General features: G+C 36.3%; 21 protein-coding genes, 1 tRNA gene, 3 rRNA genes and 2 pseudogenes. 22 read left to right on the top strand and 5 right to left on the bottom strand.

Annotation, left to right across the window (positions count from 1 at the left end; genetic code table 11):
* The 3 genes from J4T76_RS04960 to tusB form a co-directional block, all read right to left on the bottom strand.
* Positions 1-1107: an anhydro-N-acetylmuramic acid kinase gene (locus J4T76_RS04960; RefSeq protein WP_267355928.1), complete on the bottom strand. Its 1107-nt coding sequence runs from the start codon at positions 1105-1107 to the stop codon at positions 1-3.
* 4 nt (positions 1108-1111) lie between these two features.
* Positions 1112-1675 carry a Sua5/YciO/YrdC/YwlC family protein gene (locus J4T76_RS04955; protein WP_267341028.1) on the bottom strand — a complete coding sequence of 188 codons (564 nt, stop codon included), beginning with the start codon at positions 1673-1675 and terminating at the stop codon, positions 1112-1114.
* A gap of 165 nt (positions 1676-1840) precedes the next feature.
* Positions 1841-2122, bottom strand: a complete 282-nt coding sequence (gene tusB / locus J4T76_RS04950; RefSeq protein WP_267341027.1) for a sulfurtransferase complex subunit TusB — start codon at positions 2120-2122, stop codon at positions 1841-1843.
* Positions 2123-2258: 136 nt separating this feature from the next.
* Here tusB and tsaE point away from each other — a divergent pair, with 136 nt between their 5' ends.
* From tsaE to J4T76_RS04845, 21 genes and pseudogenes are all read left to right on the top strand, one after another.
* Positions 2259-2726 carry a tRNA (adenosine(37)-N6)-threonylcarbamoyltransferase complex ATPase subunit type 1 TsaE gene (gene tsaE / locus J4T76_RS04945; RefSeq protein ID WP_267341025.1) on the top strand — a complete coding sequence of 156 codons (468 nt, stop codon included), beginning with the start codon at positions 2259-2261 and terminating at the stop codon, positions 2724-2726.
* Positions 2727-2793: 67 nt separating this feature from the next.
* A pseudogene (locus tag J4T76_RS04940) lies at positions 2794-3498 on the top strand (N-acetylmuramoyl-L-alanine amidase); the annotation flags it as partial.
* A gap of 20 nt (positions 3499-3518) precedes the next feature.
* The gene (gene mutL / locus J4T76_RS04935) at positions 3519-5378 is read left to right on the top strand and encodes a DNA mismatch repair endonuclease MutL (RefSeq protein ID WP_267355925.1); all 1860 of its coding nucleotides are present in this window, start codon (positions 3519-3521) and stop codon (positions 5376-5378) included.
* A complete protein-coding gene (gene miaA / locus J4T76_RS04930; RefSeq protein WP_267341020.1) occupies positions 5375-6286 on the top strand; it encodes a tRNA (adenosine(37)-N6)-dimethylallyltransferase MiaA in 912 nt (303 codons plus the stop codon). Before mutL ends, miaA begins: the two co-directional genes overlap by 4 nt.
* A 304-nt stretch (positions 6287-6590) precedes the next feature.
* Complete coding sequence (gene hfq / locus J4T76_RS04925; protein WP_267341019.1) at positions 6591-6836, top strand: RNA chaperone Hfq; 246 nt, start codon at positions 6591-6593, stop codon at positions 6834-6836.
* Positions 6837-6857: 21 nt separating this feature from the next.
* On the top strand, positions 6858-8153 hold the full coding sequence (gene hflX / locus J4T76_RS04920) for a ribosome rescue GTPase HflX (protein ID WP_267341018.1): 1296 nt from the start codon (positions 6858-6860) through the stop codon (positions 8151-8153).
* A gap of 23 nt (positions 8154-8176) precedes the next feature.
* Positions 8177-9397, top strand: a complete 1221-nt coding sequence (hflK, locus tag J4T76_RS04915; protein WP_267354813.1) for an FtsH protease activity modulator HflK — start codon at positions 8177-8179, stop codon at positions 9395-9397.
* 17 nt (positions 9398-9414) lie between these two features.
* Complete coding sequence (gene hflC, locus J4T76_RS04910; protein WP_267372663.1) at positions 9415-10377, top strand: protease modulator HflC; 963 nt, start codon at positions 9415-9417, stop codon at positions 10375-10377.
* Positions 10378-10396: 19 nt separating this feature from the next.
* The gene (locus J4T76_RS04905) at positions 10397-11695 is read left to right on the top strand and encodes an adenylosuccinate synthase (RefSeq protein ID WP_324123794.1); all 1299 of its coding nucleotides are present in this window, start codon (positions 10397-10399) and stop codon (positions 11693-11695) included.
* Positions 11696-11787: 92 nt separating this feature from the next.
* The gene (gene purT, locus J4T76_RS04900) at positions 11788-12969 is read left to right on the top strand and encodes a formate-dependent phosphoribosylglycinamide formyltransferase (protein ID WP_267341014.1); all 1182 of its coding nucleotides are present in this window, start codon (positions 11788-11790) and stop codon (positions 12967-12969) included.
* A gap of 301 nt (positions 12970-13270) precedes the next feature.
* Positions 13271-14808, top strand: a 16S ribosomal RNA gene (locus J4T76_RS04895).
* Positions 14809-14864: 56 nt separating this feature from the next.
* A tRNA-Glu gene (locus J4T76_RS04890) sits at positions 14865-14940 on the top strand.
* Positions 14941-15149: 209 nt separating this feature from the next.
* Positions 15150-18048, top strand: a 23S ribosomal RNA gene (locus J4T76_RS04885).
* 152 nt (positions 18049-18200) lie between these two features.
* Positions 18201-18316: ribosomal RNA gene (gene rrf / locus J4T76_RS04880) — 5S ribosomal RNA — on the top strand.
* Together the 16S, 23S and 5S rRNA genes with 1 tRNA gene alongside form the textbook arrangement of a ribosomal RNA operon.
* A gap of 163 nt (positions 18317-18479) precedes the next feature.
* Positions 18480-19040, top strand: a complete 561-nt coding sequence (locus J4T76_RS04875; RefSeq protein ID WP_267340155.1) for a pseudouridine synthase — start codon at positions 18480-18482, stop codon at positions 19038-19040.
* Between the two features lie 179 nt (positions 19041-19219).
* A pseudogene (gene ftsY, locus J4T76_RS04870) lies at positions 19220-20143 on the top strand (signal recognition particle-docking protein FtsY); the annotation flags it as partial.
* 8 nt (positions 20144-20151) lie between these two features.
* Positions 20152-20808, top strand: coding sequence for a cell division ATP-binding protein FtsE (gene ftsE, locus J4T76_RS04865; RefSeq protein ID WP_267340158.1), 657 nt, complete (start codon positions 20152-20154; stop codon positions 20806-20808).
* Positions 20809-21780, top strand: a complete 972-nt coding sequence (ftsX, locus tag J4T76_RS04860; protein ID WP_267340159.1) for a permease-like cell division protein FtsX — start codon at positions 20809-20811, stop codon at positions 21778-21780.
* Between the two features lie 138 nt (positions 21781-21918).
* Positions 21919-22779 carry an RNA polymerase sigma factor RpoH gene (rpoH, locus tag J4T76_RS04855; protein ID WP_267340160.1) on the top strand — a complete coding sequence of 287 codons (861 nt, stop codon included), beginning with the start codon at positions 21919-21921 and terminating at the stop codon, positions 22777-22779.
* A 207-nt stretch (positions 22780-22986) separates the two neighbouring features.
* On the top strand, positions 22987-23559 hold the full coding sequence (locus J4T76_RS04850) for a DUF2975 domain-containing protein (protein WP_267340161.1): 573 nt from the start codon (positions 22987-22989) through the stop codon (positions 23557-23559).
* 10 nt (positions 23560-23569) lie between these two features.
* The gene (locus J4T76_RS04845) at positions 23570-23791 is read left to right on the top strand and encodes a helix-turn-helix domain-containing protein (RefSeq protein ID WP_267340162.1); all 222 of its coding nucleotides are present in this window, start codon (positions 23570-23572) and stop codon (positions 23789-23791) included.
* Here J4T76_RS04845 and J4T76_RS04840 read toward each other — a convergent pair.
* Entirely contained in the window at positions 23781-24473 is a 693-nt protein-coding gene (locus tag J4T76_RS04840) for an aspartate/glutamate racemase family protein (protein WP_267340163.1), read from the bottom strand. The genes J4T76_RS04845 and J4T76_RS04840 overlap by 11 nt on opposite strands.
* A gap of 934 nt (positions 24474-25407) precedes the next feature.
* On the opposite strand from J4T76_RS04840, the gene cobB reads away from it, so the two are divergent.
* The gene (cobB, locus tag J4T76_RS04835; RefSeq protein WP_267340164.1) at positions 25408-26094 is read left to right on the top strand and encodes a Sir2 family NAD+-dependent deacetylase; all 687 of its coding nucleotides are present in this window, start codon (positions 25408-25410) and stop codon (positions 26092-26094) included.
* A 9-nt stretch (positions 26095-26103) separates the two neighbouring features.
* On the opposite strand, the gene mtgA is transcribed toward cobB, so the two are convergent.
* Positions 26104-26739 (bottom strand): monofunctional biosynthetic peptidoglycan transglycosylase, encoded by a 636-nt coding sequence (gene mtgA, locus J4T76_RS04830; RefSeq protein WP_443135233.1) that lies wholly within the window; start codon positions 26737-26739, stop codon positions 26104-26106.
* Between the last annotated feature and the right edge of the window lie 98 nt (positions 26740-26837).

Genomic DNA, 26837 nt, shown 5'->3' with positions numbered 1-26837 from the left:
TTATTGATAAATAACCCCTAAGCTTACTGCTTGGTTTGCTCCAGTTACTTCTGGAATATTAGATGGAATATTATTCATCCTACAATAAGCAAGCCAAGCAAAAGCAATCGCTTCCATATCAGCACTGTTTATGCCTTTCACATCAGTAATCAAAACTTGCCATTTTGGTAGTAATCTTGATAATCGTTCCATTATGAGAGGATTTTTTGCACCACCTCCACAAACTAACAGCTCACAAGATAATCTATTATTTATCGGTAATTTTTTTATTTCTTCAGAAATAGATAAAACAGTAAACTCGACTAATGTTGCTTGGATATCTTGCGCAGATAAATGCATTCCTACTAATTTATTATGTAACCAAGATAAATTAAATAGTTCTCGTCCAGTACTTTTAGGAGCAGGTATTTGAAAATAATTTTCCTTATAAAGATAATTTAATAAATCTGGATTAATGCTACCTGTTTTCGCCCATAGTCCATCTTGATCATAGTTTTTTCCTAACTGCTCTTTAATCCATCCATCTAATAATACATTACCTGGACCAGTGTCATAACCTATAATAGGGTATTGAGGAATTAATACAGTAATATTACTTATTCCGCCAATATTAAGTATCACGCGATTGATATTCGGATCTTGCAATACCGCGTTATGAAAAGCTGGCACGAGTGGTGCGCCTTGTCCCCCATAAGCCATATCTTTACGTCGAAAATCTGCTATAGTGGTTATTCCTGTTTTTGCCGCAATAATATTCGCATCTCCAATTTGCATGGTGAACGGATTAGCACCATTTGGTGCGTGATAGATGGTTTGTCCGTGACATCCAATCGCTGTAATTTGATGTTTTTCAATCTGATTATCTTTTAAAAATTGATTTATACTATCTGCAAAAAGTTGGCCAAGTCTGTGATCAATTTCACCTAAATTTTGTAATGTGGTCTGTTTGGTTTCGCATAGAGTAAGTAGAAGTTGTTTTAAATTGGCTGGCATTGGGTAGCAATTACTAGCGATTGAGGTAATTTTTCTATCTGTTATATTTACTAAAGCAATATCAATACCATCCATACTGGTACCTGACATTACACCAATATACAAATTTTGCATAAAGTTATCCTTCTCGAATGATATTACCTGTTCTTATATCTCTAATTTCAGAAGGTTGTAAACGATGACCTGTTTCACCTCTTAAAACAGGAAAACATTCTCCAAACTGTTGTTTTACATCAAAAATTGTTCGGCAGGGATTATGACCTGAAAGATTAGCGCTTGATGAGATGAGTGGTTTACCAAATAAATCACAAAGCTGACAAACTAAAGGATGATTAGTGACTCGCACTGCAATAGAATCAAATTTGCCTGTTAAAAAATAGGGAGTTGTTTTATTTTTAGGAAAAATCCAAGTGACAGGTCCAGGCCAGCTGGTAAATGCTAACCTCTTTTGCTCTTTATTGAGAGTTGAATCATCAATATAAGGAAGCAGTTGCTGATAATCACTCGCAATTAAAATTAGCCCTTTATCAATTGATCGCTGCTTTAACTGTAGCAGGTTTAATACAGCAATTTCATTGTTGGGATCACAACCCAATCCAAAAACGGCTTCGGTAGGGTAAGCAATTACATCACCATTTTTTAAACGACCAATACATTCTGATACTGTTAATAAATTTGTCATTAAGATTTAAATATTCATTAAAACGATTGAAAATTATATTAAACCCAGAGAGTTAGATTTGCAAATTAGCTGAGATTATTTTAAAACATCATAATTATCTATAATAAAACACAATGATTAAGGTAATTAAAACTGACAGGCTGGGTATGTCAACGAAAAATCATATTATTGCCAATTCATTTGTGGGTAGTTGATTGCCGTTAATTCAACGGTTTGCTGCATATTGATAATTTTAACTCTTGGATCAATAAATGGGAGTAATCCACGAGCTTGAATATCATTATCGATGATGTAGCAATGTGCAGTTTTTTCGATAATATCATCTAATAATGGATTATTTTTTAGCGCAATAATCACACCATTTTGCCAGAATAAAACGGCATCGTGTTGTGATATGAATTGTGTATTTACAGTTGATTGGTTGGCTGTTGAAATAGTATGTAACATAATTCTCACTTTTTTTATACTTAAACGTATAGTTAACCTGAAACTTTTTGACAGAAAAGCAAGTTAATCTTGTTTGGTACATCTTTAATGGTTATTAGTATATAATAAGGACTATTTATTGAGCAAAGAATTCCTCATGAAACCAATTATTTTAGCCGATGAGCACGCAACCATTTCATTGGGTAGCAAACTTGCTAAGCAATGTTTAAACTATTTATTGAATCAAGATGATACGATAATTCTTTATTTAATTGGTGATCTTGGTGCTGGTAAAACTACTTTTAGTCGTGGATTTTTACAACAATTAGGTCATACAGGTAATGTCAAAAGTCCAACATATACTTTAGTTGAACCGTATCAATTCGATGGCTTTTCTGTTTATCATTTTGATTTATATAGATTAATTGATTCTGAAGAACTTGAGTTTATGGGTATCCGTGAATATTTTTCTTCGCGTTCGATCTGTTTAATTGAATGGCCTGAACAAGCGAAAGGTATACTACCAAGTGCTGACATTGAAATTCATTTGGCTTATTTATCCTGTGAACGTACGGCTTGCGTGCAAGCAAAAAGTCAAAAGGGTCGAACGATTATTAATTTTTAACAATACACATTAACGGTAAAAGATGATGAAAAAATTACTTACTTTTTTAATGTTTTTATTGCTTTGTAACTCAGCTTATGCAGCTAAAGTAGTGATTGCCGTTGATGCAGGACATGGTGGTAAAGATTCTGGCGCAATAGGTCAAAGCAATTTATATGAAAAGACAGTTACATTTTCAATTGCCAAAAAATTAACTAATTTGTTAAATAAAGATCCTAGTTTTAAAGGGGTATTAACCCGTAGTAGTGATACTTTTATCTCGGTTCCACAGCGTTCAGAAATCGCTCGAAAAAATAAAGCTAATTTATTAGTTTCTATTCATGCTGATGCAGCCCCAAATCGTAACGCAACAGGTGCGTCAATTTGGGTCTTATCGACCAAACGGGCTGATACTGAGCTTGGTCGTTGGCTTGAACAAGATGAAAAACAATCTCAATTATTAGGCGGAGCTGGCGATGCTCTTGCTGAAGATAATAATCGTCATTTAAGTCAAGCGGTCTTAGATTTACAATTTTCTTATTCTCAGCGAGTAGGTTATGAATTAGCAATGCAAGTTTTAACGTCAATAAAAAGTGTAACTAAGCTTCATAAAAATCAGCCAGAATATGCAAGTTTAGGTGTTTTACGTTCACCTGATATTCCGTCGATTTTGATTGAAGTTGGTTTTATTTCTAATTTAGACGAAGAACGTCTGTTAAGCAGTAATGCCCATCAAGATAAGATTGCTAAAGCCATTTATCAAGGTATAAAAAACTATGTAAAACAGAATCCTAAATTTGGAGCACAACATTAATGGCAATCCATATTCTATCTCCCCAATTAGCGAATCAAATTGCGGCAGGTGAGGTAGTAGAGCGCCCTGCATCAGTTATTAAAGAATTAGTTGAAAATAGCCTTGATGCGGGTAGTACTCAAATTGATATAGATATTGAGCAAGGCGGCTGTAAATTAATTCGTATTCGTGATAATGGTTGTGGTATTACTAAAGATGAATTAGCACTTGCTTTAGCACGTCATGCAACCAGTAAAATCAGTACGTTAGATGATCTCGATGCAATTATTAGTCTCGGATTTCGTGGTGAAGCACTAGCAAGTATTAGTTCTGTTTCAAGATTAACTTTAACTTCGAGAACAGTAGAACAGACTGAAGCATGGCAAGTTTATGCAGAAGGTCGAGATATGACGCCAACTATTAAACCCGCTGCGCATCCTATTGGTTCAACAGTTGAAGTTCTTGATCTATTCTATAATACTCCTGCAAGGCGCCGTTTTTTAAAAACGGAAAAAACCGAATTTATGCATATTGAGGAATTTGTGCGACGCATTGCGCTGGCTCGTCCTGATGTCTCATTTAATTTGCAACATAATGGTAAATTGGTTAAACAGTATCGAGCATCTGAATTAAAAAAAAGAGTGGAATTAGTTTGCGGTCGAGCATTTATGCAAAAAGCAGTGAAACTTGATTGGCAACACGATGATTTAGTGATTCAAGGTTGGGTCACCAGCAGTGAAAGCAGTGAACTGCAATACTTTTATGTTAATGGCCGTGTCATCAAGGACAAATTGCTCAATCATGCATTGCGACAAGCATACAATAGCCGTACTAATGAGCAACAAAGTTATGTTGTATTTTTACAAATTGATCCTAAACAAGTTGATGTTAATGTGCATCCCGCGAAACACGAAGTTCGTTTTCATGAAGCGAGATTAGTACATGATTTTGTTTATCAAGCAATTGTCATGGCTCTTGAATCAAATCAACCGTACACATATAAAGAAAAAGTGATAATGGCTCCGAATCGACAAGCTGCCGGTGAAAATATCTTTAATCAACAAATAGAAACTGAGCATAAAAATTATCCAACAATGAGCTCATTAACTAAAAAACCGATCAATCACATTAAAGAAAATGCAATTTATGGTCAATTAGTTGAAATTAATCCAAAAACAGAAATAGAAAAAACTCAGCCTCAATCATTTCAGCCAACAGAAGATGATGGTTTAATAACTGCACCTCAACAAGCAGTTATTGAAGCATTATTTCCTAAACGAAATATGCCATTACAATCATTACAACAGCAACTTGATAGTTCATCATTAGTGCAATTTGGTCGAGTATTAACTATCATTCAATCTGATATGGCGTTGCTTGAAAAGTTTGAAGATAATCAGCAAAAATTAATGTTAATGAAATTACCTGTGGCCCAAAAAAAAGTGACCACAATTAAATTATTATCTCAAGAATCGGAAAAATTATTGATACCTTTAACGATATTAATAGATCATAAAGAACAGCAAGTGATTACTAATTATCAAAAACAATTACAATTTTTAGGTTTTGATTTTTATATAGATAAAGCTAAATTGTACTTAGAAAATGTGCCTAAAATGTTGCGGGCTATGAATTGGCAACAAACTTTGCCAGCATTAATTAGTTTTATATCAGAATCAGAACAGGAAGTTTTAAATCCAACACAGATAGCTAATTGGTTAGCAAATCAGTATGATGACAGTCATACAGTATGTTGGAGCGTAGCTAAAGTGATTCAGTTATTGGCTCAGTTAGAACAGATAGATATTAATTTGTTACAGCAACAAACTTTTTTATATCCAATTGATATACAATTATTTACTCAATCGATTTTATCATGAACAAACCAAAAATTATTTCATTAATGGGACCCACAGCATCGGGTAAAACGGCATTTGCAATGGCTCTTTATGATCGTTATCCTATTGATATTATTAGTGTTGATTCCGCACTAATTTATCGCGGAATGGATATTGGGACGGCAAAACCAACTAAAAAAGAACAACATAAATATCCGCATAAATTGATTGATATTTGTGATCCAGCACAAAGTTATTCAGCAGCTAATTTTCGGCATGATGCGATTGTCGAAATTGAAAAAACCCTAAACAAAGGACGCATTCCATTGTTAGTAGGTGGCACCATGTTATATTTTAAAGCGCTAATTGAAGGGCTATCTCCGCTTCCTGTTGCCAACATGGAAATACGTAAACAAATAGAAGAAAAAGCTAATAAAATGGGGTGGCAAGCGATTCATGAAGAATTGCAAAAAATTGATCCTATATCGGCTGAGCGTATTCATCCTAATGATCCACAGCGTCTAAATCGTGCTTTAGAAGTTTATCTTATCACAGGTAAAAGTTTAACCGAGCTAACTCAAGAAAGTGGTAAAGCTTTACCATATGATATTATGCAATTTGCTATAATGCCAGATGATAGAGCTGAACTTCATAAGCATATTGAGCAACGTTTTTTACAGATGTTAGATCAAGGTTTTGAAGATGAAGTGAAAAAACTTATGCAGCGCTCCGATCTTCATTTAAATCTACCTTCTATTCGCTGCGTTGGTTATCGCCAAATGTGGGAATATTTAAGTGGCGATACCAGTTATGATGAAATGGTATTCAAAGGTATTTGTGCTACTCGTCAATTAGCAAAACGGCAAATTACCTGGCTTCGTGGTTGGAAGCAACCTGTCACATGGTTAAATAGAAATAATATGGAAAATATTTTAAATCATCTCTTTTAATTTCAAATAGATATTTTCATTGCTTATTACTTGGTCTTTTTATTTATTGATAGTTTATTTAGTTTTGTTAAAATATTTTAGATTAATGAGGCGGTTTCGTATATTATTTTGTCTAGTTAATGTAAAGTTATTAAAAATTTAGTTATTTGTGCATAAATTGCAATTGATCGGTTCAAGTACCGTGTTTTTTATGTTATTTTGATATTTACTTACGTAAATATTCTATAATTGTAATTACAATAGATATTTATTTTTGAAAATATAATTTCAATCTTCATATTATTTCATTTTAAAGGATAATCTCATGTCAAAAGGGCAGTCATTACAAGATCCTTATTTGAATTTGCTTCGTCGCGAGCATATTCCTGTATCAATTTATTTGGTTAATGGTATTAAATTACAAGGTCAAATCGAATCATTTGATCAATTTGTTATATTACTAAAAAATACTGTAAGCCAAATGGTTTATAAACATGCTATCTCAACAGTTGTACCATCAAGATCAATTTCTGGATTAGTATCTCAGCCAGAAGAGGAAAATGAAAACTGATTAAATCAGCGGAGAATCTGATTGTTTGATCGATATAAAGGCGGAGAATCTGCCTTATTAGTCCATGTTTTCCTTCCTCAAGAAAGCGATATCGAGGATCTAAAAGAGTTTGAAGTATTAGTTGCTTCTGCTCAAATAGAGATTCTCGATATTGTGACAACATCAAGAAAAACACCTCAAGCCAAATATTTTATTGGTGAAGGTAAAGCCCTAGAAATTGCTGAAAAAGTTAAAGAACTACAAGCTTCCGTTATTTTAGTTAATCATACATTGACGCCTACTCAAGAACGTAACCTTGAAAAACTATGTGAATGTCGCGTTGTTGATCGAACTGGTTTAATTTTAGATATTTTTGCACAACGAGCGAGAACTCATGAAGGTAAATTACAAGTTGAATTAGCACAATTGCAATATTTATCTACTCGTTTGGTTCGTGGATGGACACATTTAGAACGACAAAAAGGTGGTATTGGTTTAAGAGGACCGGGGGAAACACAGTTAGAAACTGATAGACGTTTGATTCGTCATAGAATTCAATTAATTTTATCAAGATTAGCTAAAGTAGAAAAACAGCGTAACCAAAATCGGCAATCAAGAAATAAAGCAGATCTCTCCACTGCATCTTTAGTTGGATATACCAATGCAGGTAAATCAACACTATTTAATGTTCTAACTCATGCCGATGTTTATGCAGCTGATCAGTTATTTGCTACGCTCGATCCTACACTAAGGCGGATTACAGTTGATGATGTTGGAGAAGTTGTTTTAGCTGATACGGTAGGTTTTATTCGTCACTTACCTCATGATCTGATTGCGGCTTTTAAAGCAACTTTATTAGAAACACAAGAAGCAGCTTTATTATTACATGTTATTGATGCTGCTGATCCTAATATGTTGGAGAATATACATGCAGTAGAAGAAGTATTATTTGAAATTGATGCACATGATATCCCAACACTATTAGTAATGAATAAAATTGATTTAATCGAAGGTAGAGAACCGAGCATTGATCGTAATGAAGAGGGAATTCCAATTCGTGTTTGGATTTCTGCTCAAAATGGTTTAGGATTAGATCTCTTATTTATAGCATTAAAAGAAAGGCTTGCTAAACAGATTCAAGTTTGTCAGTTGAATTTACCTGCTCATTTGGCAAAATTAAGAAGTCGTTTTTATCAGTTAAATGCAGTAGAACGTGAGTTTATTAATGATGACGGTAGTTTTCGACTAGATGTGAGAATGCCTTCCATTGAATGGAATCGTCTCTGTAAACAGGAGCCAGATCTGTTATACTTAATTAATACGCAAAATAACAACTAATCGTTAAATGGAGCATATAAAATATGGCGTGGAATCAGCCCGGAAATAACGGACAAGATAACGATCCATGGGGAAGTAATAACAAAAAACCTTCCAATTCAACAAATGATATATTGGATAAAATTAAAAATTTACTTAAAAAAGGTAAGTTAGGCAATAACAATGGCGGTTCATCAAACACTAAATTACCGATGAATACCTACAAAATTATTGTAATAGCATTTATTGCTTTAATATTTATCTGGGGTTTAAGTGGGTTTTATACCATTAATCAAAGCCAAAGAGGGGTGATTACTCGCTTTGGTCAAGTTCAACCAGAAATTGTTCAACCTGGATTAAATTGGAAACCTACCTTAATTGATAAGGTCTATATTGTTGATACTCAAGGAACTCGAAATTTCAATGTCCAAGGCTTTATTGTTACTACAGGTGAGAACCTTGTCTTTGTTGAGATGAATGTACAGTATCGTATTAGCAATCCTTTAAAATATTTATTCAATGTTACTAATGTTGAAGATAGCCTTCGCCAAACCGCAGATAGTGCTCTTAGAACCGCTGTGGGTAGCTCTAATATTGATGCTATCATTTCCGATGGTCGTTCAATTCTTGAAAGTAGCACTAAGGATGAACTTGTTAATGTAATCACCCATTATGATATGGGAATTAATATTGTTGATTTAAATTTCCAAGTGGCTCGTCCACCGGATGAGGTACAAGATGCTTACGATGATGCAATTCGTGCTCAGGGTGATAGTGAACGTGAAATCAAGCAAGCAGAAGCAGATAAAGTTCAATTAGTTCAGCAAGCTGAAGGTAAATCGGCAAGAATTTTAGCTGATGCTAATGCCTATAAAGTCCGAGTAGAGCTTGAAGCTGCAGGTGACGTTGCACGTTTTGAGCAAATTTTACCTCAATATAAAGCTGCTCCTGAAATAACTAAAGAGCGTTTATATATTGAAATGATGGAAAAAATATTAGAGAAGACTCATAAAGTCATCGTTAATGATAAAAGTGGTAATCTAATGGTTCTACCATTAGAACAATTATTAAAAAATAAAGGCGAAAAAGTATCTACATCAACAGTAAATCAAAGTAGTGATTATAATTTTAATATGCCAAATTCTTCTGAAGCAATGAAAAGTACACCTCAAACAGCAAGTGAATCACAAAAAAGTGCCACAACAAGTAACAATAGTTCTTCTACTAGCAATACAGCGAGAACTATGAGAACTATGGGACAATAATAAGGAGAAAGATGAGTATGCGTAAATTATTGATTCCTATCGTTTTAATTTTAATTGGTATGTTCTTTTCAAGCGCTTATGTGATAGAAGAAGGAACACGTGGTGTTGTTTTAAGATTTAATAAAATTATTGGGTTATCTGATCCAGGATTACATTTTAAAGTTCCTGGTATGGATAGCATCAAAGTTATTGATGCTAAAATTCAAACAACTAATAGTTCTAATAATAGCAAAGAACAACGTTTTTTTAACGTACAAAAGAAAGAATTAATTGTTGATTATTTTGTACAGTGGAAAATTGTTGATTTTAATCGTTATTATGAAACAGTAGCTGGCGGAAATAACGTTGAAGACTTACTTTTAGCACGTCTAAATGGTCGTTTAAGAGCTGAAATTGGTAAATTAAGCAATAAAGATATTATTAATGATTCTAACGCTGATACTAAATCACGAAATTCTTTAATGATTCGAGTTAAAGATGCTTTGAATGGAAATCATCAAGACTCCATTGATACTGCACCAATTGACAAATTGGTTACTGATACCCAAAAAGATTCTGAAATCAATAAAACCAGCTTAAGAGCATTTGGTGTTGAAGTCATTGATGTTCGAATTAAACAGATTAACTTCCCATCTGAAGTTTCTGGTTCTATCTATGCAAGAATGCGAGCAGAACGTGAAGTGATCGCTCGTGATAAACGTTTTGAAGGTGTTAGAAAAGCCGAAGAAACAAGAGCGACAGCTACGCTAGAAGCAACCAAAATATTATCAGAAGCAGAGCGTCAATCTCGTATAATCCGAGGTGAAGGCGATGCTAATGCCGCTAAACTATACGCTGATGCCTTTGGTAAAGATATGGTGTTTTTTAGTTTTATTCGTAGTTTAAAAGCGTATGAACAAAGTTTCACTGGTAATGATGTGATGGTCATTAGTCCTGATAGTGAGTTTTTCCAGTATATGAAATTAAAATCAAATAAATAACAGAATGAGTAAACAGTCTATGAGTAATAATGTTGTTGTACTAGGTACACAATGGGGTGATGAAGGCAAAGGTAAAGTTGTCGATTTACTTACTGAAAAAGCAAAATATGTGGTACGTTATCAAGGCGGGCATAATGCAGGTCACACGTTGGTTATTGATGGCGAAAAAACCGTATTACACTTAATTCCATCAGGAATTCTACATAATAATGTTATGAGTATTATTGCTAACGGTGTAGTGCTATGTCCAGATGCTTTAATGAAAGAGATGAAAGAACTTGAAAATAAAGGTATACCTGTTCAAGAAAGACTACTTATCTCTGAATCGTGCCCATTAATCTTGCCTTACCATATTGCATTAGACCAAGCTCGAGAAAAAGCTCGTGGAAATAAAGCTATTGGTACTACTGGTCGAGGTATTGGGCCTGCTTATGAAGATAAAGTTGCACGTCGTGGACTTCGTGTTGGGGATTTACTTGATAGACTGGCATTTGCTGAAAAATTAAAAGAAGTGATGGAATACCACAATTTTCAATTAGTAAATTACTATAAAGCTGAAGCTGTTGATTATCAGAAAGTCCTTAATGACACATTAGCAATTGCAGATATTTTAGTATCTATGATTGCCGATATACCTGCACTTTTAGAAGATGCACGAAAAAAAGGTGAAAGGATTATGTTCGAAGGTGCACAAGGTACATTGCTTGATATTGACCATGGTACGTATCCTTATGTGACATCTTCTAATACGACTGCTGGTGGAGTAGCAACTGGTTCTGGTTTTGGTCCCCGTTATGTCGGTTATGTATTAGGAATTGTTAAAGCCTACTCTACACGAGTTGGAGCTGGTCCTTTTCCTACAGAATTATTTGATGAAACTGGCGAGTACCTTTGTAAACAGGGTAATGAATTCGGTGCAACAACAGGTCGTCGTCGTCGTACAGGATGGTTAGATGCAGTTGCCGTTCGAAAAGCCGTACAACTAAATTCTGTTTCTGGATTTTGTCTTACAAAACTGGATGTTCTCGATGGTCTTAACGAAGTTAAAATTTGTGTTGGTTATCAATTACCAAATGGTCATGTCATCAAAAATGCACCGGCTGCTGCTGAAGATTGGAGTTTAGTAAAACCAGTTTACGAAACAATGCCAGGTTGGAGTGAATCGACGTTTGGTATCAAGAGTTATGATGCATTACCAAAAGCAGCAAAAGCTTATATCAAACGGATTGAAGAATTAACGGAAACACCAGTTGATATTATTTCAACGGGTCCGGATCGTAGTGAAACTATGATTTTACGTGATCCATATTCAGTATAATTTTAAATTAAGAAAAATCGGGATAATTATCCCGATTTTTTATTTTAAGCTTATAAACAAAATAAAATGATTAAACATATAAGAAGAATATCATGACAAAAATAGGGACACCACTATCATCCAGCGCAACAAAAGTTTTACTTTGTGGTGCAGGGGAACTAGCAAAAGAAGTTGTGATTGAATTACAGCGATTTGGTTGTGAAGTGATTGCTGTTGATCGTTATGCTAATGCTCCAGCGATGCAAGTTGCACATCGTTCTCATGTTATCAATATGTTAGATGGTAATGAACTAAGAAACGTCATTGAAACTGAAAAACCCGATTATATTGTTCCTGAAATAGAAGCCATTGCAATAAAAACTTTAGTTGAATTAGAGAGTGAAGGATTTACGGTCATTCCCACTGCAAATGCAGTAGCGTTAACAATGAATAGAGAAGGTATTCGTCGCCTAGCTGCTGAAAAATTAAAGTTACCTACTTCACCTTACCGTTTCGCTTCAAATAAAACAGAATTTAAACAAGCAATAACAGAAATTGGTTTTCCCTGTTTTGTCAAACCGATTATGAGTTCTTCCGGCAAAGGTCAGTCATTATTACGTAGTGAAGTTGATATAGATTCCTCATGGATCTATGCTCAAGAAGGTGGACGTACAGGTGAAGGAAAAGTAATAATAGAAGGCTTAGTGAATTTTGATTACGAAATTACCTTACTTACTGTCAAACATATTAATGGTATTTCATTCTGTGAACCTATTGGTCATCGTCAAGAAAAAGGGGATTATCGAGAATCTTGGCAACCGCAACAAATGTCTAATCAAGCTTTAAATCTAGCAAAAGAAATTTCAACTAAAATAACTGATGCTCTAGGAGGACGAGGTATATTTGGTGTTGAATTATTTGTAAAAGGTGATCATGTTTGGTTTAGTGAGGTTTCTCCTCGTCCGCATGATACTGGGTTGGTAACATTAATATCTCAAAATTTCACCGAATTTGCATTACATGCTAGAGCTATACTGGGATTACCAATTCCTATGATTGAACAATACAGTGCTGCTGCTTCTGCGGTTATTTTAGTAAATGGTTGTTCAAAGCAAATTACATTTGCTAATTTAGAAAAAGCATTACAAGAGTCACATACAGATATACGTTTATTTGGTAAACCTGAAGTAGATGGTGTAAGGCGAATGGGAGTCGCATTGGCAAAAGCCGAAACGGTCTCCGAAGCGGTAAATAAAGCCGTAAATGCGGTTAAACGACTCCAAATAACGTTATAACACATCATTTTGAGTAAAAAGCAGTCAATCAATCTAAAAATAATAAAATTTCTTAAATAGGGGTTGACGAGAGCAAGTGAAGTGAGTAACATACGCAACCCTTGAGACAGCAAACTGAATAACAAAATGTTTAGTGAAAGATAAATAGCTGTCAGCTCTTTAAAAAGAAGAAACAGACAATCTGTGTGGGCACTTGCGAGACGAAAGATTAAAAGTCTACGGACTGAAAAATTAAGTCTTGATAAGTGACACTGAAGATTCATTTGAATATGTCAGAGACAGTTATTGAGCATCAAACTTTAAATTGAAGAGTTTGATCATGGCTCAGATTGAACGCTGGCGGCAGGCTTAACACATGCAAGTCGAACGGTAACATGAGTGCTTGCACTTGATGACGAGTGGCGGACGGGTGAGTAAAGTATGGGTATCTGCCGAATGGAGGGGGACAACAGTTGGAAACGACTGCTAATACCGCATAATGTTGAGAGACCAAAGCATGGGACCTTCGGGCCATGCGCCATTTGATGAGCCCATATGGGATTAGCTAGTTGGTAGGGTAAAGGCTTACCAAGGCGACGATCTCTAGCTGGTCTGAGAGGATGACCAGCCACACTGGAACTGAGACACGGTCCAGACTCCTACGGGAGGCAGCAGTGGGGAATATTGCACAATGGGGGGAACCCTGATGCAGCCATGCCGCGTGTATGAAGAAGGCCTTCGGGTTGTAAAGTACTTTCGGTAATGAGGAAGGTGATGAATCGAATAGGTTCATCAATTGACGTTAATTACAGAAGAAGCACCGGCTAACTCCGTGCCAGCAGCCGCGGTAATACGGAGGGTGCGAGCGTTAATCGGAATGACTGGGCGTAAAGGGCATGTAGGCGGATAATTAAGTTAGGTGTGAAAGCCCTGGGCTCAACCTAGGAATTGCACTTAAAACTGGTTAACTAGAGTATTGTAGAGGAAGGTAGAATTCCACGTGTAGCGGTGAAATGCGTAGAGATGTGGAGGAATACCGGTGGCGAAGGCGGCCTTCTGGACAGATACTGACGCTGAGATGCGAAAGCGTGGGGAGCAAACAGGATTAGATACCCTGGTAGTCCACGCTGTAAACGATGTCGATTTGGAGTTTGTTGCCTAGAGTGATGGGCTCCGAAGCTAACGCGATAAATCGACCGCCTGGGGAGTACGGCCGCAAGGTTAAAACTCAAATGAATTGACGGGGGCCCGCACAAGCGGTGGAGCATGTGGTTTAATTCGATGCAACGCGAAGAACCTTACCTGGTCTTGACATCCACAGAATCTTGCAGAGATGCGAGAGTGCCTTCGGGAACTGTGAGACAGGTGCTGCATGGCTGTCGTCAGCTCGTGTTGTGAAATGTTGGGTTAAGTCCCGCAACGAGCGCAACCCTTATCCTTTGTTGCCAGCGATTCGGTCGGGAACTCAAAGGAGACTGCCGTTGATAAAGCGGAGGAAGGTGGGGACGACGTCAAGTCATCATGGCCCTTACGACCAGGGCTACACACGTGCTACAATGGCGTATACAAAGGGAGGCGACCTCGCGAGAGCAAGCGGACCTCATAAAGTACGTCTAAGTCCGGATTGGAGTCTGCAACTCGACTCCATGAAGTCGGAATCGCTAGTAATCGTGAATCAGAATGTCACGGTGAATACGTTCCCGGGCCTTGTACACACCGCCCGTCACACCATGGGAGTGGGTTGCACCAGAAGTAGATAGCTTAACCTTCGGGAGGGCGTTTACCACGGTGTGGTCCATGACTGGGGTGAAGTCGTAACAAGGTAACCGTAGGGGAACCTGCGGTTGGATCACCTCCTTACGAAGTGCTCGTAAGTGTTCACACAGATTGTTTGTTTATAAAGAAGAAGTAATTAAGTCCCCTTCGTCTAGAGGCCTAGGACATCGCCCTTTCACGGCGGTAACAGGGGTTCGAATCCCCTAGGGGACGCCATAATATGTGATGAAGTTACTTCTTAATGAAATTATGTTTGTATTTACTTATAAGAGTAAATAGAAAGATAAAGCTCTTTAACAATTAGGAACAAGCTGAAAGAAACGAGTTCTCGTTTTTACGGAAAGCATTTGTATGAAAATATGAATGCGCTGAAGTAAAAAAGAGAAAAAAAGCGTAATTAAAACCAAGACAACTGTGAGTTGTAAGGTTAAGAAATTAAGCGTACACGGTGGATGCCTAGGCAATCAGAGGCGATGAAGGACGTGTTAATCTGCGAAAAGCGACGGTGAGCCGATAAAAGGCGCGATAGCCGTTGATGTCCGAATGGGGAAACCCAGTGCAGGTGACTGCACTATCATCTGATGAATCCATAGTCAGATGAGGCGAACCGGGAGAACTGAAACATCTAAGTACCCCGAGGAAAAGAAATCAACCGAGATTCCCAAAGTAGCGGCGAGCGAAATGGGAGCAGCCCAAGCGGGTAGCATAATGTATTAGTGGAAGCGTCTGGAAAGTCGCACGACAGAGGGTGAAAGTCCCGTACATGAAAATGCATTATGTGGAAGCTTATAGAGTAGGGCGGGACACGTGATATCCTGTCTGAAGATGGGGGGACCATCCTCCAAGGCTAAATACTCCTGATTGACCGATAGTGAACCAGTACCGTGAGGGAAAGGCGAAAAGAACCCCGGGAGGGGAGTGAAATAGACCCTGAAACCGTGTACGTACAATCAGTGGGAGCTGTTACCGTTGGGTAATAGTGACTGCGTACCTTTTGTATAATGGGTCAGCGACTTATATTCTGTAGCAAGGTTAACCGAATAGGGGAGCCGAAGGGAAACCGAGTATTAACTGTGCGTTAAGTTGCAGGGTATAGACCCGAAACCCGGTGATCTAGCCATGGGCAGGTTGAAGGTTGGTTAACACTAACTGGAGGACCGAACCGACTAATGTTGAAAAATTAGCGGATGACCTGTGGCTGGGGGTGAAAGGCCAATCAAACCGGGAGATAGCTGGTTCTCCCCGAAAGCTATTTAGGTAGCGCCTCATGTATAACTGTTGGGGGTAGAGCACTGTTTCGGCTAGGGGGCCATCCCGGCTTACCAACCCGATGCAAACTCCGAATACTGACAAGTTTAATCATGGGAGACACACGGCGGGTGCTAACGTTCGTCGTGAAGAGGGAAACAACCCAGACCGCCAGCTAAGGTCCCCAAGTCATAGTTAAGTGGGAAACGAAGTGGGAAGGCTTAGACAGCTAGGATGTTGGCTTAGAAGCAGCCATCATTTAAAGAAAGCGTAATAGCTCACTAGTCGAGTCGGCCTGCGCGGAAGATGTAACGGGGCTAAAACTATGCACCGAAGCTGCGGCAGTGCACGTAAGTGTATTGGGTAGGGGAGCGTTCTGTAAGCCGTAGAAGGTGTGTTGTGAGGCATGCTGGAGGTATCAGAAGTGCGAATGCTGACATAAGTAACGATAAAGCGGGTGAAAAGCCCGCTCGCCGGAAGACCAAGGGTTCCTGTCCAACGTTAATCGGGGCAGGGTGAGTCGACCCCTAAGGAGAGGCCGAAGGGCGTATCTGATGGGAAACGGGTTAATATTCCCGTACTGGCTATAACTGCGATGGGGGGACGAAGAAGGCTAGGTTTACCACCTATTGGATGGTGGGTTAAGCGTGTAGGGGTGTGATTAGGCAAATCCGGTCACTGAAACCCTGAGGCGTGATGACGAGCTACTAAGGTAGTGAAGTAATTGATGCCCTGCTTCCAGGAAAATCCTCTAAGCTTCAGGTTATAGTTAATCGTACCCGAAACCGACACAGGTGGTCAGGTAGAGAATACTCAGGCGCTTGAGAGAACTCGGGTGAAGGAACTAGGCAAAATGGTGCCGTAACTTCGGGAGAAGGCACGCTGATGGTAATTGAAGTCCCACGCGGATGGAGGTGAAGTCAGTCGAAGATACCAGCTGGCTGCAACTGTTTAATAAAAACACAGCACTGTGCAAACACGAAAGTGGACGTATACGGTGTGACGCCTGCCCGGTGCTGGAAGGTTAATTGATGGGGTTATGCGTAAGCAGAAGCTCTTGATCGAAGCCCCAGTAAACGGCGGCCGTAACTATAACGGTCCTAAGGTAGCGAAATTCCTTGTCGGGTAAGTTCCGACCTGCACGAATGGCGTAATGATGGCCAGGCTGTCTCCACCCGAGACTCAGTGAAATTGAAATTGCCGTGAAGATGCGGTGTACCCGTGGCAAGACGGAAAGACCCCGTGAACCTTTACTATAGCTTGACAGTGAACATTGAGCCTTAATGTGTAGGATAGGTGGGAGACTAAGAAGCATGCACGCCAGTGTGTGTGGAGTCGACCTTGAAATACCACCCTTTAATGTTTGATGTTCTAACCTATACTTCTGAATCGAGGTAAGGGACACTGTCTGGTGGGTAGTTTGACTGGGGCGGTCTCCTCCCAAAGAGTAACGGAGGAGCACGAAGGTTAGCTAATCCTGGTCGGACATCAGGAGGTTAGTGCAATGGCAAAAGCTAGCTTGACTGCGAGAGTGACGGCTCGAGCAGGTACGAAAGTAGGTCATAGTGATCCGGTGGTTCTGAATGGAAGGGCCATCGCTCAACGGATAAAAGGTACTCCGGGGATAACAGGCTGATACCGCCCAAGAGTTCATATCGACGGCGGTGTTTGGCACCTCGATGTCGGCTCATCACATCCTGGGGCTGAAGTAGGTCCCAAGGGTACGGCTGTTCGCCGTTTAAAGTGGTACGCGAGCTGGGTTTAGAACGTCGTGAGACAGTTCGGTCCCTATCTGCCATGGGCGTAGGAAAATTGAGAGGGTTTGCTTCTAGTACGAGAGGACCGAAGTGAACGCACCGCTGGTGTTCGGGTTGTGATGCCAATTGCATTGCCCGGTAGCTACGTGCGGAATAGATAAGTGCTGAAAGCATCTAAGTACGAAACTAGCCTCGAGATGAGTTTTCCCTGAAGAGATTCAGTAAGGTCCGTTTGAGACTAAGACGTAGATAGGTCAGGTGTGTAAGTGTAGTGATACATTGAGCTAACTGATACTAATGAACCGAGAGTCTTAACCTTACAACTCGGAGTTGTTTTGGATACGCGAAGTTGAGAGATTAAGAAATCATCGAAAGATGATGAAAGATTGATGAAACAGTTTGTTCCGGATTGAGCGATTGATGAAGATATGTGATAATCATCATCAATAGAAAAAGAGAAGACAGAATATGTCTGGCGGTAATAGCGCGGTGGTCCCACCTGACCCCATGCCGAACTCAGAAGTGAAACGCCGAAGTGCCGATGGTAGTGTGGGTATTACCCATGTGAGAGTAGGGAGCCGCCAGACTTTTAAATATATTGAGAGCCCAGCAGGAATGCTGGGCTTTTTTGCATACAGAAATTACAAACTTCTAAAGAAGTTTGTATGTTTGAGTATGCCACTAAACAATAATTCATTTAGTGTATAATAACCTAAAGATGATATTTAAACTAAGTTAAAGCAGGATGAGATGAACTCATTAATAGCCTTTAATAAACCCTTTAATGTCACAACTCAATTTTCACCTCATGAAAAGTATCAGACATTAAAAGATTTTATAAAATTACCAAAATTTTATCCGGCAGGACGTTTAGATACCGATAGCGAAGGATTGTTATTGTTAACAAATGATGGTAAATTACAAGCTAAAATCAGCTCACCAAAATTTAAATTGCCAAAAACTTACTGGGTACAAGTAGAAGGTTTAGTTAGTCAACAAGCTATAGATCAACTAAGAAAAGGTATTCAGTTAAAGGAATTTTATACAGCGCCAGCTATAGTAGATTTTTTAGATGAACCATCGCTGCTATGGGAGAGAGTTCCTCCTATTCGTGAACGTAAAACAATACCCACTTCATGGATAAGCATTATTATTACTGAAGGAAAGAATCGCCAAGTTAGGCGAATGTGTGCAGCGGTGGGTTTTCCTTGCTTACGACTAATTAGAATTCAAATTGGCAAATATAATTTATTTACGCACCAACTACCACTAGGTAAATGGTGTCATATTAAAACTTCAGATCTTTATTAGTAATTAATTTTAATTATTCTTTATATAGAACTTATTATTCTTTTTATAATTTAATAAAATGATCTAATAGATCAATAATGTTACTCCTTTTGTTTGAATACATTGGGCTTTATTTTAAAATAATATAAAATGATTACTAGCAATTGTCATGGGATAAACAATTTATGGTTGAACAAAAAAAAGAAGGATTTTTTTCTCGTTTGAAAAAAGGACTTTTTAAAACAAAACAGAATATTGGATCAGGATTCCTTAACTTATTTAGAGGAAAAAAGATTGATGATGCATTATTTGAAGAATTAGAAGAACAATTGCTCATCGCTGATGTTGGTTTTGATACAACACAAAAGATTATTAATACACTAACTCAACACGCTTCTAGAAAAGAACTAAAAGATGCAGATGCATTACATGAGCTTTTAAAACAAGAAATGAAATCTATATTAGATGGAGTCGATAAACCACTTAATATTGATAATCATAAACCATTTATTATTTTAATGGTTGGTGTTAATGGTGTAGGTAAAACAACAACTATTGGTAAGTTAGCTCGTCAGTTTCAACAACAAGGCAAATCAGTTATGCTAGCTGCTGGTGATACTTTTCGTGCAGCAGCGGTTGAACAATTACAAGTATGGGGCGAACGTAATAGTATCCCCGTTATTGCTCAACACACTAATGCCGATTCAGCATCAGTCATTTTTGATGCTATACAAGCAGCAAAAGCAAAAAAAATAGATGTGTTAATTGCAGATACAGCGGGCCGATTACAAAACAAATCTCATTTAATGGATGAATTAAAAAAAATAGTAAGAGTCATTAAAAAGCAAGATGAGACAGCACCACATGAGATTATGTTAACGATTGATGCAAGTACAGGACAAAATGCTATTAGTCAAACCAAATTATTTAATGAGGCAGTAGGTGTTACAGGAATGGCATTAACGAAACTGGATGGGACAGCAAAAGGTGGTATAATTTTTAGCATTGCTGATCAGTTTAATATACCTATTCGTTATATTGGGGTAGGTGAAAAAATTGAAGATTTAAGACCATTTGTTGCCGTGGATTTTATTAATGCTCTGTTTGATCAAACAGAAGAGTAAAAGAAATAATGATCCAATTTCAACGCGTGAGTAAAGTTTATTCTGGTGGAAAACCGGCATTGCAAAATATAAACTTTACTTTATTACCCGGAGAAATGGCATTTTTAACAGGTCATTCTGGAGCAGGTAAAAGCACCTTAATGCGTCTAATTTGTGGATTAGAAAAAGCCAATGATGGCAATGTATTGCTAAATGGCATTGATGTGTCGAGATTGAAACGACAAGAAATGCCATTTTTACGTCGTACTATTGGTATGATTTTTCAAGATCATCAATTATTAATGGATCATACTGTTTATGATAACGTTGCTATTCCATTAATTATTTTAGGAAAATCACCCGAAGAAATTCGTCGACGAGTTTCAGCCTCATTGGATAAAGTTGGATTGTTAAATAAAATGAAATTTTATCCAATACAGTTATCAGGGGGGGAGCAACAACGTGTTGGTATTGCTCGAGCAATTGTAAATCATCCTACTGTTTTACTTGCAGATGAACCCACAGGTAATTTGGATGATAAACTCTCAAAAGACATTTTAAAACTATTTGAAGAGTTTAATCAAACAGGGGTAACTGTTTTGATGGCAACTCACAATATGACGCTTATTCGCCACAAAAAGTATCGTATATTGCATTTAAATCAAGGGCGATTAGAGGTTAAATAAATGATGAGCAGTAATCTTAAACCGAACAAATCCAAGGGAAAAGATAAGAATATTTTTTTTTGTCGTTGGAGAAGACAAATTGGTTATGCTTGGCGTAATACCTTTAATAATTTTACTCAACATATTTTTGCCTCATTATTAACAGTTTTTGTTATTGCTATTTCAATAACATTACCGACAATTAGCTATTTACTTTGGAAAAATGCTAATCAAGCTTCAAATCAGTGGAACCCAACACCAAATTTAACTGTGTACATAAATAAAGAGTTAACTTCAAAACAGACCACTGAATTGATTTCTAAGCTTAAATCTTATCCTGAGGTTGAAAATATTGAATATCTTTCCCGAGATCAAACAAAAGAAGAATTTAAAACATGGTCAGGATTTGGCAATGCACTTGATCTTCTGGATGAAAATCCATTACCAGCTGTAGCAATTCTTATTCCAAAAGAAGAAGCAAAAAATACAGATATATTGCATGCTTTTCAATCTAAATTACTTAAAATTAATGAGATTGATGATGTTCAACTTGACGATAGTTGGTTTACTCGATTAACAGCGTTAACAGATATGGTAAAATCTATAGTGTGGATAATTTCGATATTCATGATTGGCGCTGTTTCGCTTGTCATAGGTAACAGTATTCGATTAAACATTTTTGCTCGTAGACAAGTCATTATGGTGATGCAATTAATTGGCGCCACTGAAGGTTTTATATTACGCCCATTTTTGTATAATGGTATATTAATTGGATTTATCAGCACTATTTTAGCATTGATTTTATCAGAAGTCTTTATTTTTCAAATCGATTCAATTATATTACATGTCTCTACTATTTTTGGTACAAAATTTACCCTTAAAGGACTTTCATGGGACGAAAGTATACTAATTGTATTGTTCTCTATAATTCTTGGTTGGCTTTCTGCACTGATATCGACTAAGAAATATTTAAAAACAATGCGTATTGCTTAATTATTTAAGCATAGTTTTTTGTTACTAAATTAATAATAAATGTGAACTAAATGATATTTTAGTAGTCTAATATTACAGTTATATTGTTGCTATTATGAATATGGCGACAAAACTAGTTTAAATTAAGGAGGGAATTTAATGAGTACTGATTTAAAAATGCAAGTAGGTGCTTTAATCCCACAAGGAAATATTGAATCATATCTTCGTATGATTAATACTTATCCAATGTTAACTGCAGAGGAAGAAAAATCATTAGGCGAAAAGCTTTATTATCATGATGATGTTGATGCTGCAAAACAATTAATTTTGTCACATTTACGTTTTGTTGCACATATTGCCCGTGGTTATTCCGGTTATGGTTTACCTCAAGCAGATTTGATTCAAGAAGGTAATATTGGTTTAATGAAAGCAGTACGTCGCTTCAATCCAGAAATGGGTGTTCGTTTAGTTTCATTTGCGGTACACTGGATAAAAGCTGAAATACATGAATATGTACTGAAAAACTGGCGTATTGTTAAAGTTGCAACGACAAAAGCTCAAAGAAAGTTATTTTTCAATTTAAGAAAGAATAAACAACGTTTAGGCTGGTTTAACAGTGCCGAAGTGGATATGGTTGCTGATGAACTTGGTGTAAGCCGTAAAGATGTTTTAGAGATGGAATCGCGCATGTCAGCCCAAGACATGTCGTTTGATATTGATACTGATGATGACGACAATTCAATTGTTGCACCCGCTCTTTATTTGGAAGATGGTAATTCTGATTTCTCTAAATCAATTGAAAATGACAATTGGGAGAATGATGCAACAGATAAGTTACATGATGCATTATCTCAATTAGATGAACGCAGCCAAGATATTATCAAAGCACGTTGGTTAGATGCAGATGACAGTAAATCAACATTACAAGTATTGGCTGATAAATACAGCGTTTCAGCGGAACGTATTCGCCAACTTGAAAAAAATGCGATGAAAAAATTGCGAGTTGCTATAGAAGCATAATTTTTTTCGTTAATGTTAACTTCCTGAGCCTTACTTGTAACAGAGTAAGGTTTTTTTATAACTAAATTTTACTCACTGTTGATTTTGCTGAATTATATTAATTTAATATTTAACAATAAAATATTATTGTATAACAGTAATATTTTATTGTTTTTGTTGTTTTCCTAAGATAAACTATGGTCAGTTTTTATCTAAAGGGAAATAAATATGAACACAACATTAGCTCGATCAAACTTATGCTTAAATCGATATTGTAGATTTATGGCACTCTTAACAACTCTAGTCATTATAACCATGCTGATTGGTGCATTCGCTCCATTACTTTTTTATTTTTTCAATATTGAAAATATTGGTTTAGGATCAGCTGGATATTCTTTTTTTATATCCAATAGTGTTGATGTTGATCCAACAGAATTGGATTTTTGGCAAGCTTTGTTAGCTGTGATAATTGATACGGCAAAAATCCTAATTTTAGTTTATGCTTTTTATCAATTGAAATTGCTTTTTGTAAAATATAGTCAATCTGATTTCTTTTCGGAAAGGTCAACCAATCATTGCTATATTTTTGGTAAAATGTTGGTCACTTGGTCTATTTTTAATATTTTATCTGAGCCTTTATTAACTTTAATTTTAAGTTTCAAACAAACTGAACGTTATTTTTCTTTTTCATTATCTAGCGGTGATATTATGGTATTGTTTCCTGCTATTAGCATTATGTTAATTGGACAAATATTGAAAAAAGCATGTCAATTAGCGGAAGAAAATCGGCAGTTTGTATAAGGAGTTAAACATGCCAATTATTATAAATTTAGATGTAATGCTGGCTAAACGTAAAGTTAAATCCAAAGATTTAGCGGCTGCTATTGATATTACTGAGCAAAATCTATCCTTACTTAAACAAGGTAAAGTAAAAGGGATTAGATTAGCAACACTAGAGGCAATCTGTAACTATTTAGATTGCCAACCAGGTGATATATTAGAACATATTAAAGAAGAAGGTTTTACGAATTAATTGCTAACCATGCTGCTTCTTGAGCATGTAATAGGGCTGTATCAAAAAAAGGAATGGCATAATCTTTCTGTGAAATTAACAAACCAATTTCGGTACAGCCCAAAATGACCCCTTTTGCACCTTGCTTAACAAGTTTATCAATAATATTGAGGTAAACTTGCTTAGACTTTGGTTTAATTTTCCCGAGGCAAAGTTCATCATAAATAATATTGTTGATGATTGTTCTATCTTTTTCATCAGGGATTAAGACACATAAACCTTTTTCAATTAATTTTGATTTGTAAAAGTCTTGCTCCATAGTGTATTTGGTACCAAGTAATGCAATGGATTTTATTTTATCTTTGATTAAATGTTTAGCTGTCACATCGGCGATATGAATGATTGGAATAGTAATGGCTTTTTGAATTTGGTCTGCAACTTTATGCATAGTATTTGTACAAATAATAATAAAATCAGCTCCAGCCAATTCTAATCTTTTTGCGGCATCGGTTAGGATAGTCGCACTTTTATTCCATTCATTATTTGCTTGGCAACTTTCTATTTCCTGGAAATCAACACTGTATAAAAGTGCTTTTGCTGAATGTAACCCACCAAGTGATTTGCCAATAAATTGATTGATGACTTGATAATAAGTCACTGTACTTTCCCAACTCATTCCACCAATTAATCCGATTGTTTTCATATTACTAATACCTTATTTTTTTATAATTACTTTTCATTAATATCATTAATATACATTATAATGATTTTGTTTAATTTAAATTTTTTAATATAGTTAATCGATTCTTATTAAGAATATTTGGCGCAAAATGTTTATTATATGGATCAGGAATGCCAAGCTAATGATGAAGAAATCATTAATTATCGCTATATAACACTAATAATTTTTTGATCGTTTATTTTCATACCGTTGCAGAATCTAAAGTCATTCCTGTATAAGTAGCTTTATGTGATAAAAAATATCAGAAGATACTGCATCAATAGTGGTCGAGATCCCAAAAATAATTTTTATTGGAGTGTTGCTTATGGTTTTAAAACCTATTTTGTTAAGCAAAAAGAGCAGTAAGTTGGAAAATATTAGAAGAGATAATTTATAAACATCAAAATAAGGATATGTATCTCATTACTCAAACATATGATGGTAAATATATTACTGATGTTGTTGATGACAATTTAGATTATGCAGCAGATAAAAAACTCAGCAAATTAGACTTCATGATAAAACCATAATGGCAGGAGGAAGTCCCGATCTTGTTATCTATATAGATGATGATTTTTTTAATGGAATCATCATGGCGTGATTATCTATTTGAAAGTTGGTGTTACAATACCTTCTTAAAAACAGAGTAAGAAAAACAAAATTACGTTATGCAGCGGTACTTACCTGTAAAAGCCAGAAATATTTCACTCTACCATTATTTCGTTTAGGTATTACACCATTAATTTTAACCTTGCATTGAATGGTATTTGAAGCTTATCGTGTGCATATAATAATTAACAATTGGTTAGATGGTGAATCGAAAGATGAAATAAGGTTTAAAATATCAATCTTTTATAGCCAATAATCTGTTTTTTTTAGTAAATTAGTTAACTTATTAATTAAAAGGCAAATAGATATGTTGAAAACACCAAAAATAGTCATCTTAACCGGTGCAGGTATTTCTGCTGAATCAGGGTTATCGACATTTCGCGCACAAAATGGCTTATGGGAAGGTCATGATGTTAATGATGTAGCAACTTACGAAGGATATATGCGTAATCCGGTTGCTGTTCATGATTTTTATAATATGTTACGTCGAAAATTACAAAATCCTGAAGTAAAACCTAATGCCGCTCATTTTGCACTAGCTCAACTAGAAAAAACGTTAGGTTCGGATAATGTATTAATCGTCACACAAAATGTGGATAACTTGCATGAACAAGCCGGATCTAAAAATATTATCCATATGCATGGTGAATTATTAAAAGTGCGCAATGAAAAAACAGGACAAATAATCGATAATTATTATGATGTGAATTATAATGAAAATAAACTAATTCGTCCGCATATTGTTTGGTTTGGTGAGATTCCATTACAAATGGAAGAAATTTATAACGCACTTTTGCAAACGAATTATTTTATTTCGATTGGTACATCAGGTAATGTTTATCCAGCAGCGGGGTTTGTTCAAATAGCCAATCAAGCAAGTGCAAAAACAATTGAACTCAACTTAGAGCCAAGTTTAGGTGAAAATTTATTTGAAATAAAAATTTATGGTCCAGCAAGTAAAACTGTGCCGGAGTTTATAAAAAATTTCATATAAAACATTTAATTAGTTTAATTGTTTTAAATAATTGTTACCACCAAGATTATTCATTTGATTATGAATCCATTGCGCTTTTTTTTGGATATAATGATTTGGTTTAGCAGGGTTCCATTTTCTTGGATTAGGTAATATAGCGGCGAGCAAACTTGCTTGATAGGGTGTCAACTGTTTAGCACTTACATGAAAATAGTATTGTGAAGCTGCTTCTATACCAAAAATTCCATTTCCCCACTCAACACTATTTAGATAAATTTCAAGAGTTCGTTTTTTAGACCAGAGTAATTCAATTTCAAGAGTAAACCAAGACTCAATACTTTTACGAATCCAACTGCGCGAAGACCATAAAAAAATATTTTTTGCTACTTGTTGAGTAATAGTACTTGCGCCACGAATTTTTTTGTTGTTTTGATTATGCTTTAAGGCTCGCTCAATGGCTTTAAAATCAAATCCCCAATGATTGGCAAAGTTTTGATCTTCAGCGGCTATGACCGCAATTTTAATATTATCCGAAATATGATCCCAATCTTTCCATGTTCGTTGTTGAATAATCTTCTTATCGGAAAATTTTCTTTCTACCATTAGCATTGAACTAAAAGGATCAATCCAGCGCATTAATAAAACGAGTGAAACGGATAACAGCATAAACAATATTATCAATTTTTTAGTAATGTTAAAAATTTTTTTGAATAATGATTTCATGCTGATTAAGACAGATTTTCGTTAAAAATAGGTAAGTAAGA

The sequence above is a fragment of the Gilliamella sp. B3022 genome (assembly GCF_028751545.1).
GTDB lineage: Bacteria > Pseudomonadota > Gammaproteobacteria > Enterobacterales > Orbaceae > Gilliamella.
This window is presented reverse-complemented; position numbering and strand designations above follow the sequence as displayed.

What these genes read in the sequence shown, in the direction of transcription:
- J4T76_RS04840 (WP_267340163.1), bottom strand. Translation starts at nt 24,473, where the DNA reads ATGAAAACAATCGGATTAATTGGTGGAATGAGTTGGGAAAGTACAGTG.
- J4T76_RS04960 (WP_267355928.1), bottom strand. Translation starts at nt 1,107, where the DNA reads ATGCAAAATTTGTATATTGGTGTAATGTCAGGTACCAGTATGGATGGT.
- mtgA (WP_443135233.1), bottom strand. Translation starts at nt 26,739, where the DNA reads ATGCTGTTATCCGTTTCACTCGTTTTATTAATGCGCTGGATTGATCCT.
- J4T76_RS04850 (WP_267340161.1), top strand. Translation starts at nt 22,987, where the DNA reads ATGAACACAACATTAGCTCGATCAAACTTATGCTTAAATCGATATTGT.
- rpoH (WP_267340160.1), top strand. Translation starts at nt 21,919, where the DNA reads ATGAGTACTGATTTAAAAATGCAAGTAGGTGCTTTAATCCCACAAGGA.
- hfq (WP_267341019.1), top strand. Translation starts at nt 6,591, where the DNA reads ATGTCAAAAGGGCAGTCATTACAAGATCCTTATTTGAATTTGCTTCGT.
- J4T76_RS04905 (WP_324123794.1), top strand. Translation starts at nt 10,397, where the DNA reads ATGAGTAATAATGTTGTTGTACTAGGTACACAATGGGGTGATGAAGGC.
- miaA (WP_267341020.1), top strand. Translation starts at nt 5,375, where the DNA reads ATGAACAAACCAAAAATTATTTCATTAATGGGACCCACAGCATCGGGT.
- ftsE (WP_267340158.1), top strand. Translation starts at nt 20,152, where the DNA reads ATGATCCAATTTCAACGCGTGAGTAAAGTTTATTCTGGTGGAAAACCG.
- J4T76_RS04845 (WP_267340162.1), top strand. Translation starts at nt 23,570, where the DNA reads ATGCCAATTATTATAAATTTAGATGTAATGCTGGCTAAACGTAAAGTT.
- J4T76_RS04875 (WP_267340155.1), top strand. Translation starts at nt 18,480, where the DNA reads ATGAACTCATTAATAGCCTTTAATAAACCCTTTAATGTCACAACTCAA.
- hflC (WP_267372663.1), top strand. Translation starts at nt 9,415, where the DNA reads ATGCGTAAATTATTGATTCCTATCGTTTTAATTTTAATTGGTATGTTC.
- ftsX (WP_267340159.1), top strand. Translation starts at nt 20,809, where the DNA reads ATGATGAGCAGTAATCTTAAACCGAACAAATCCAAGGGAAAAGATAAG.
- J4T76_RS04955 (WP_267341028.1), bottom strand. Translation starts at nt 1,675, where the DNA reads ATGACAAATTTATTAACAGTATCAGAATGTATTGGTCGTTTAAAAAAT.
- tusB (WP_267341027.1), bottom strand. Translation starts at nt 2,122, where the DNA reads ATGTTACATACTATTTCAACAGCCAACCAATCAACTGTAAATACACAA.
- mutL (WP_267355925.1), top strand. Translation starts at nt 3,519, where the DNA reads ATGGCAATCCATATTCTATCTCCCCAATTAGCGAATCAAATTGCGGCA.
- cobB (WP_267340164.1), top strand. Translation starts at nt 25,408, where the DNA reads ATGTTGAAAACACCAAAAATAGTCATCTTAACCGGTGCAGGTATTTCT.
- hflK (WP_267354813.1), top strand. Translation starts at nt 8,177, where the DNA reads ATGGCGTGGAATCAGCCCGGAAATAACGGACAAGATAACGATCCATGG.
- purT (WP_267341014.1), top strand. Translation starts at nt 11,788, where the DNA reads ATGACAAAAATAGGGACACCACTATCATCCAGCGCAACAAAAGTTTTA.
- tsaE (WP_267341025.1), top strand. Translation starts at nt 2,259, where the DNA reads ATGAAACCAATTATTTTAGCCGATGAGCACGCAACCATTTCATTGGGT.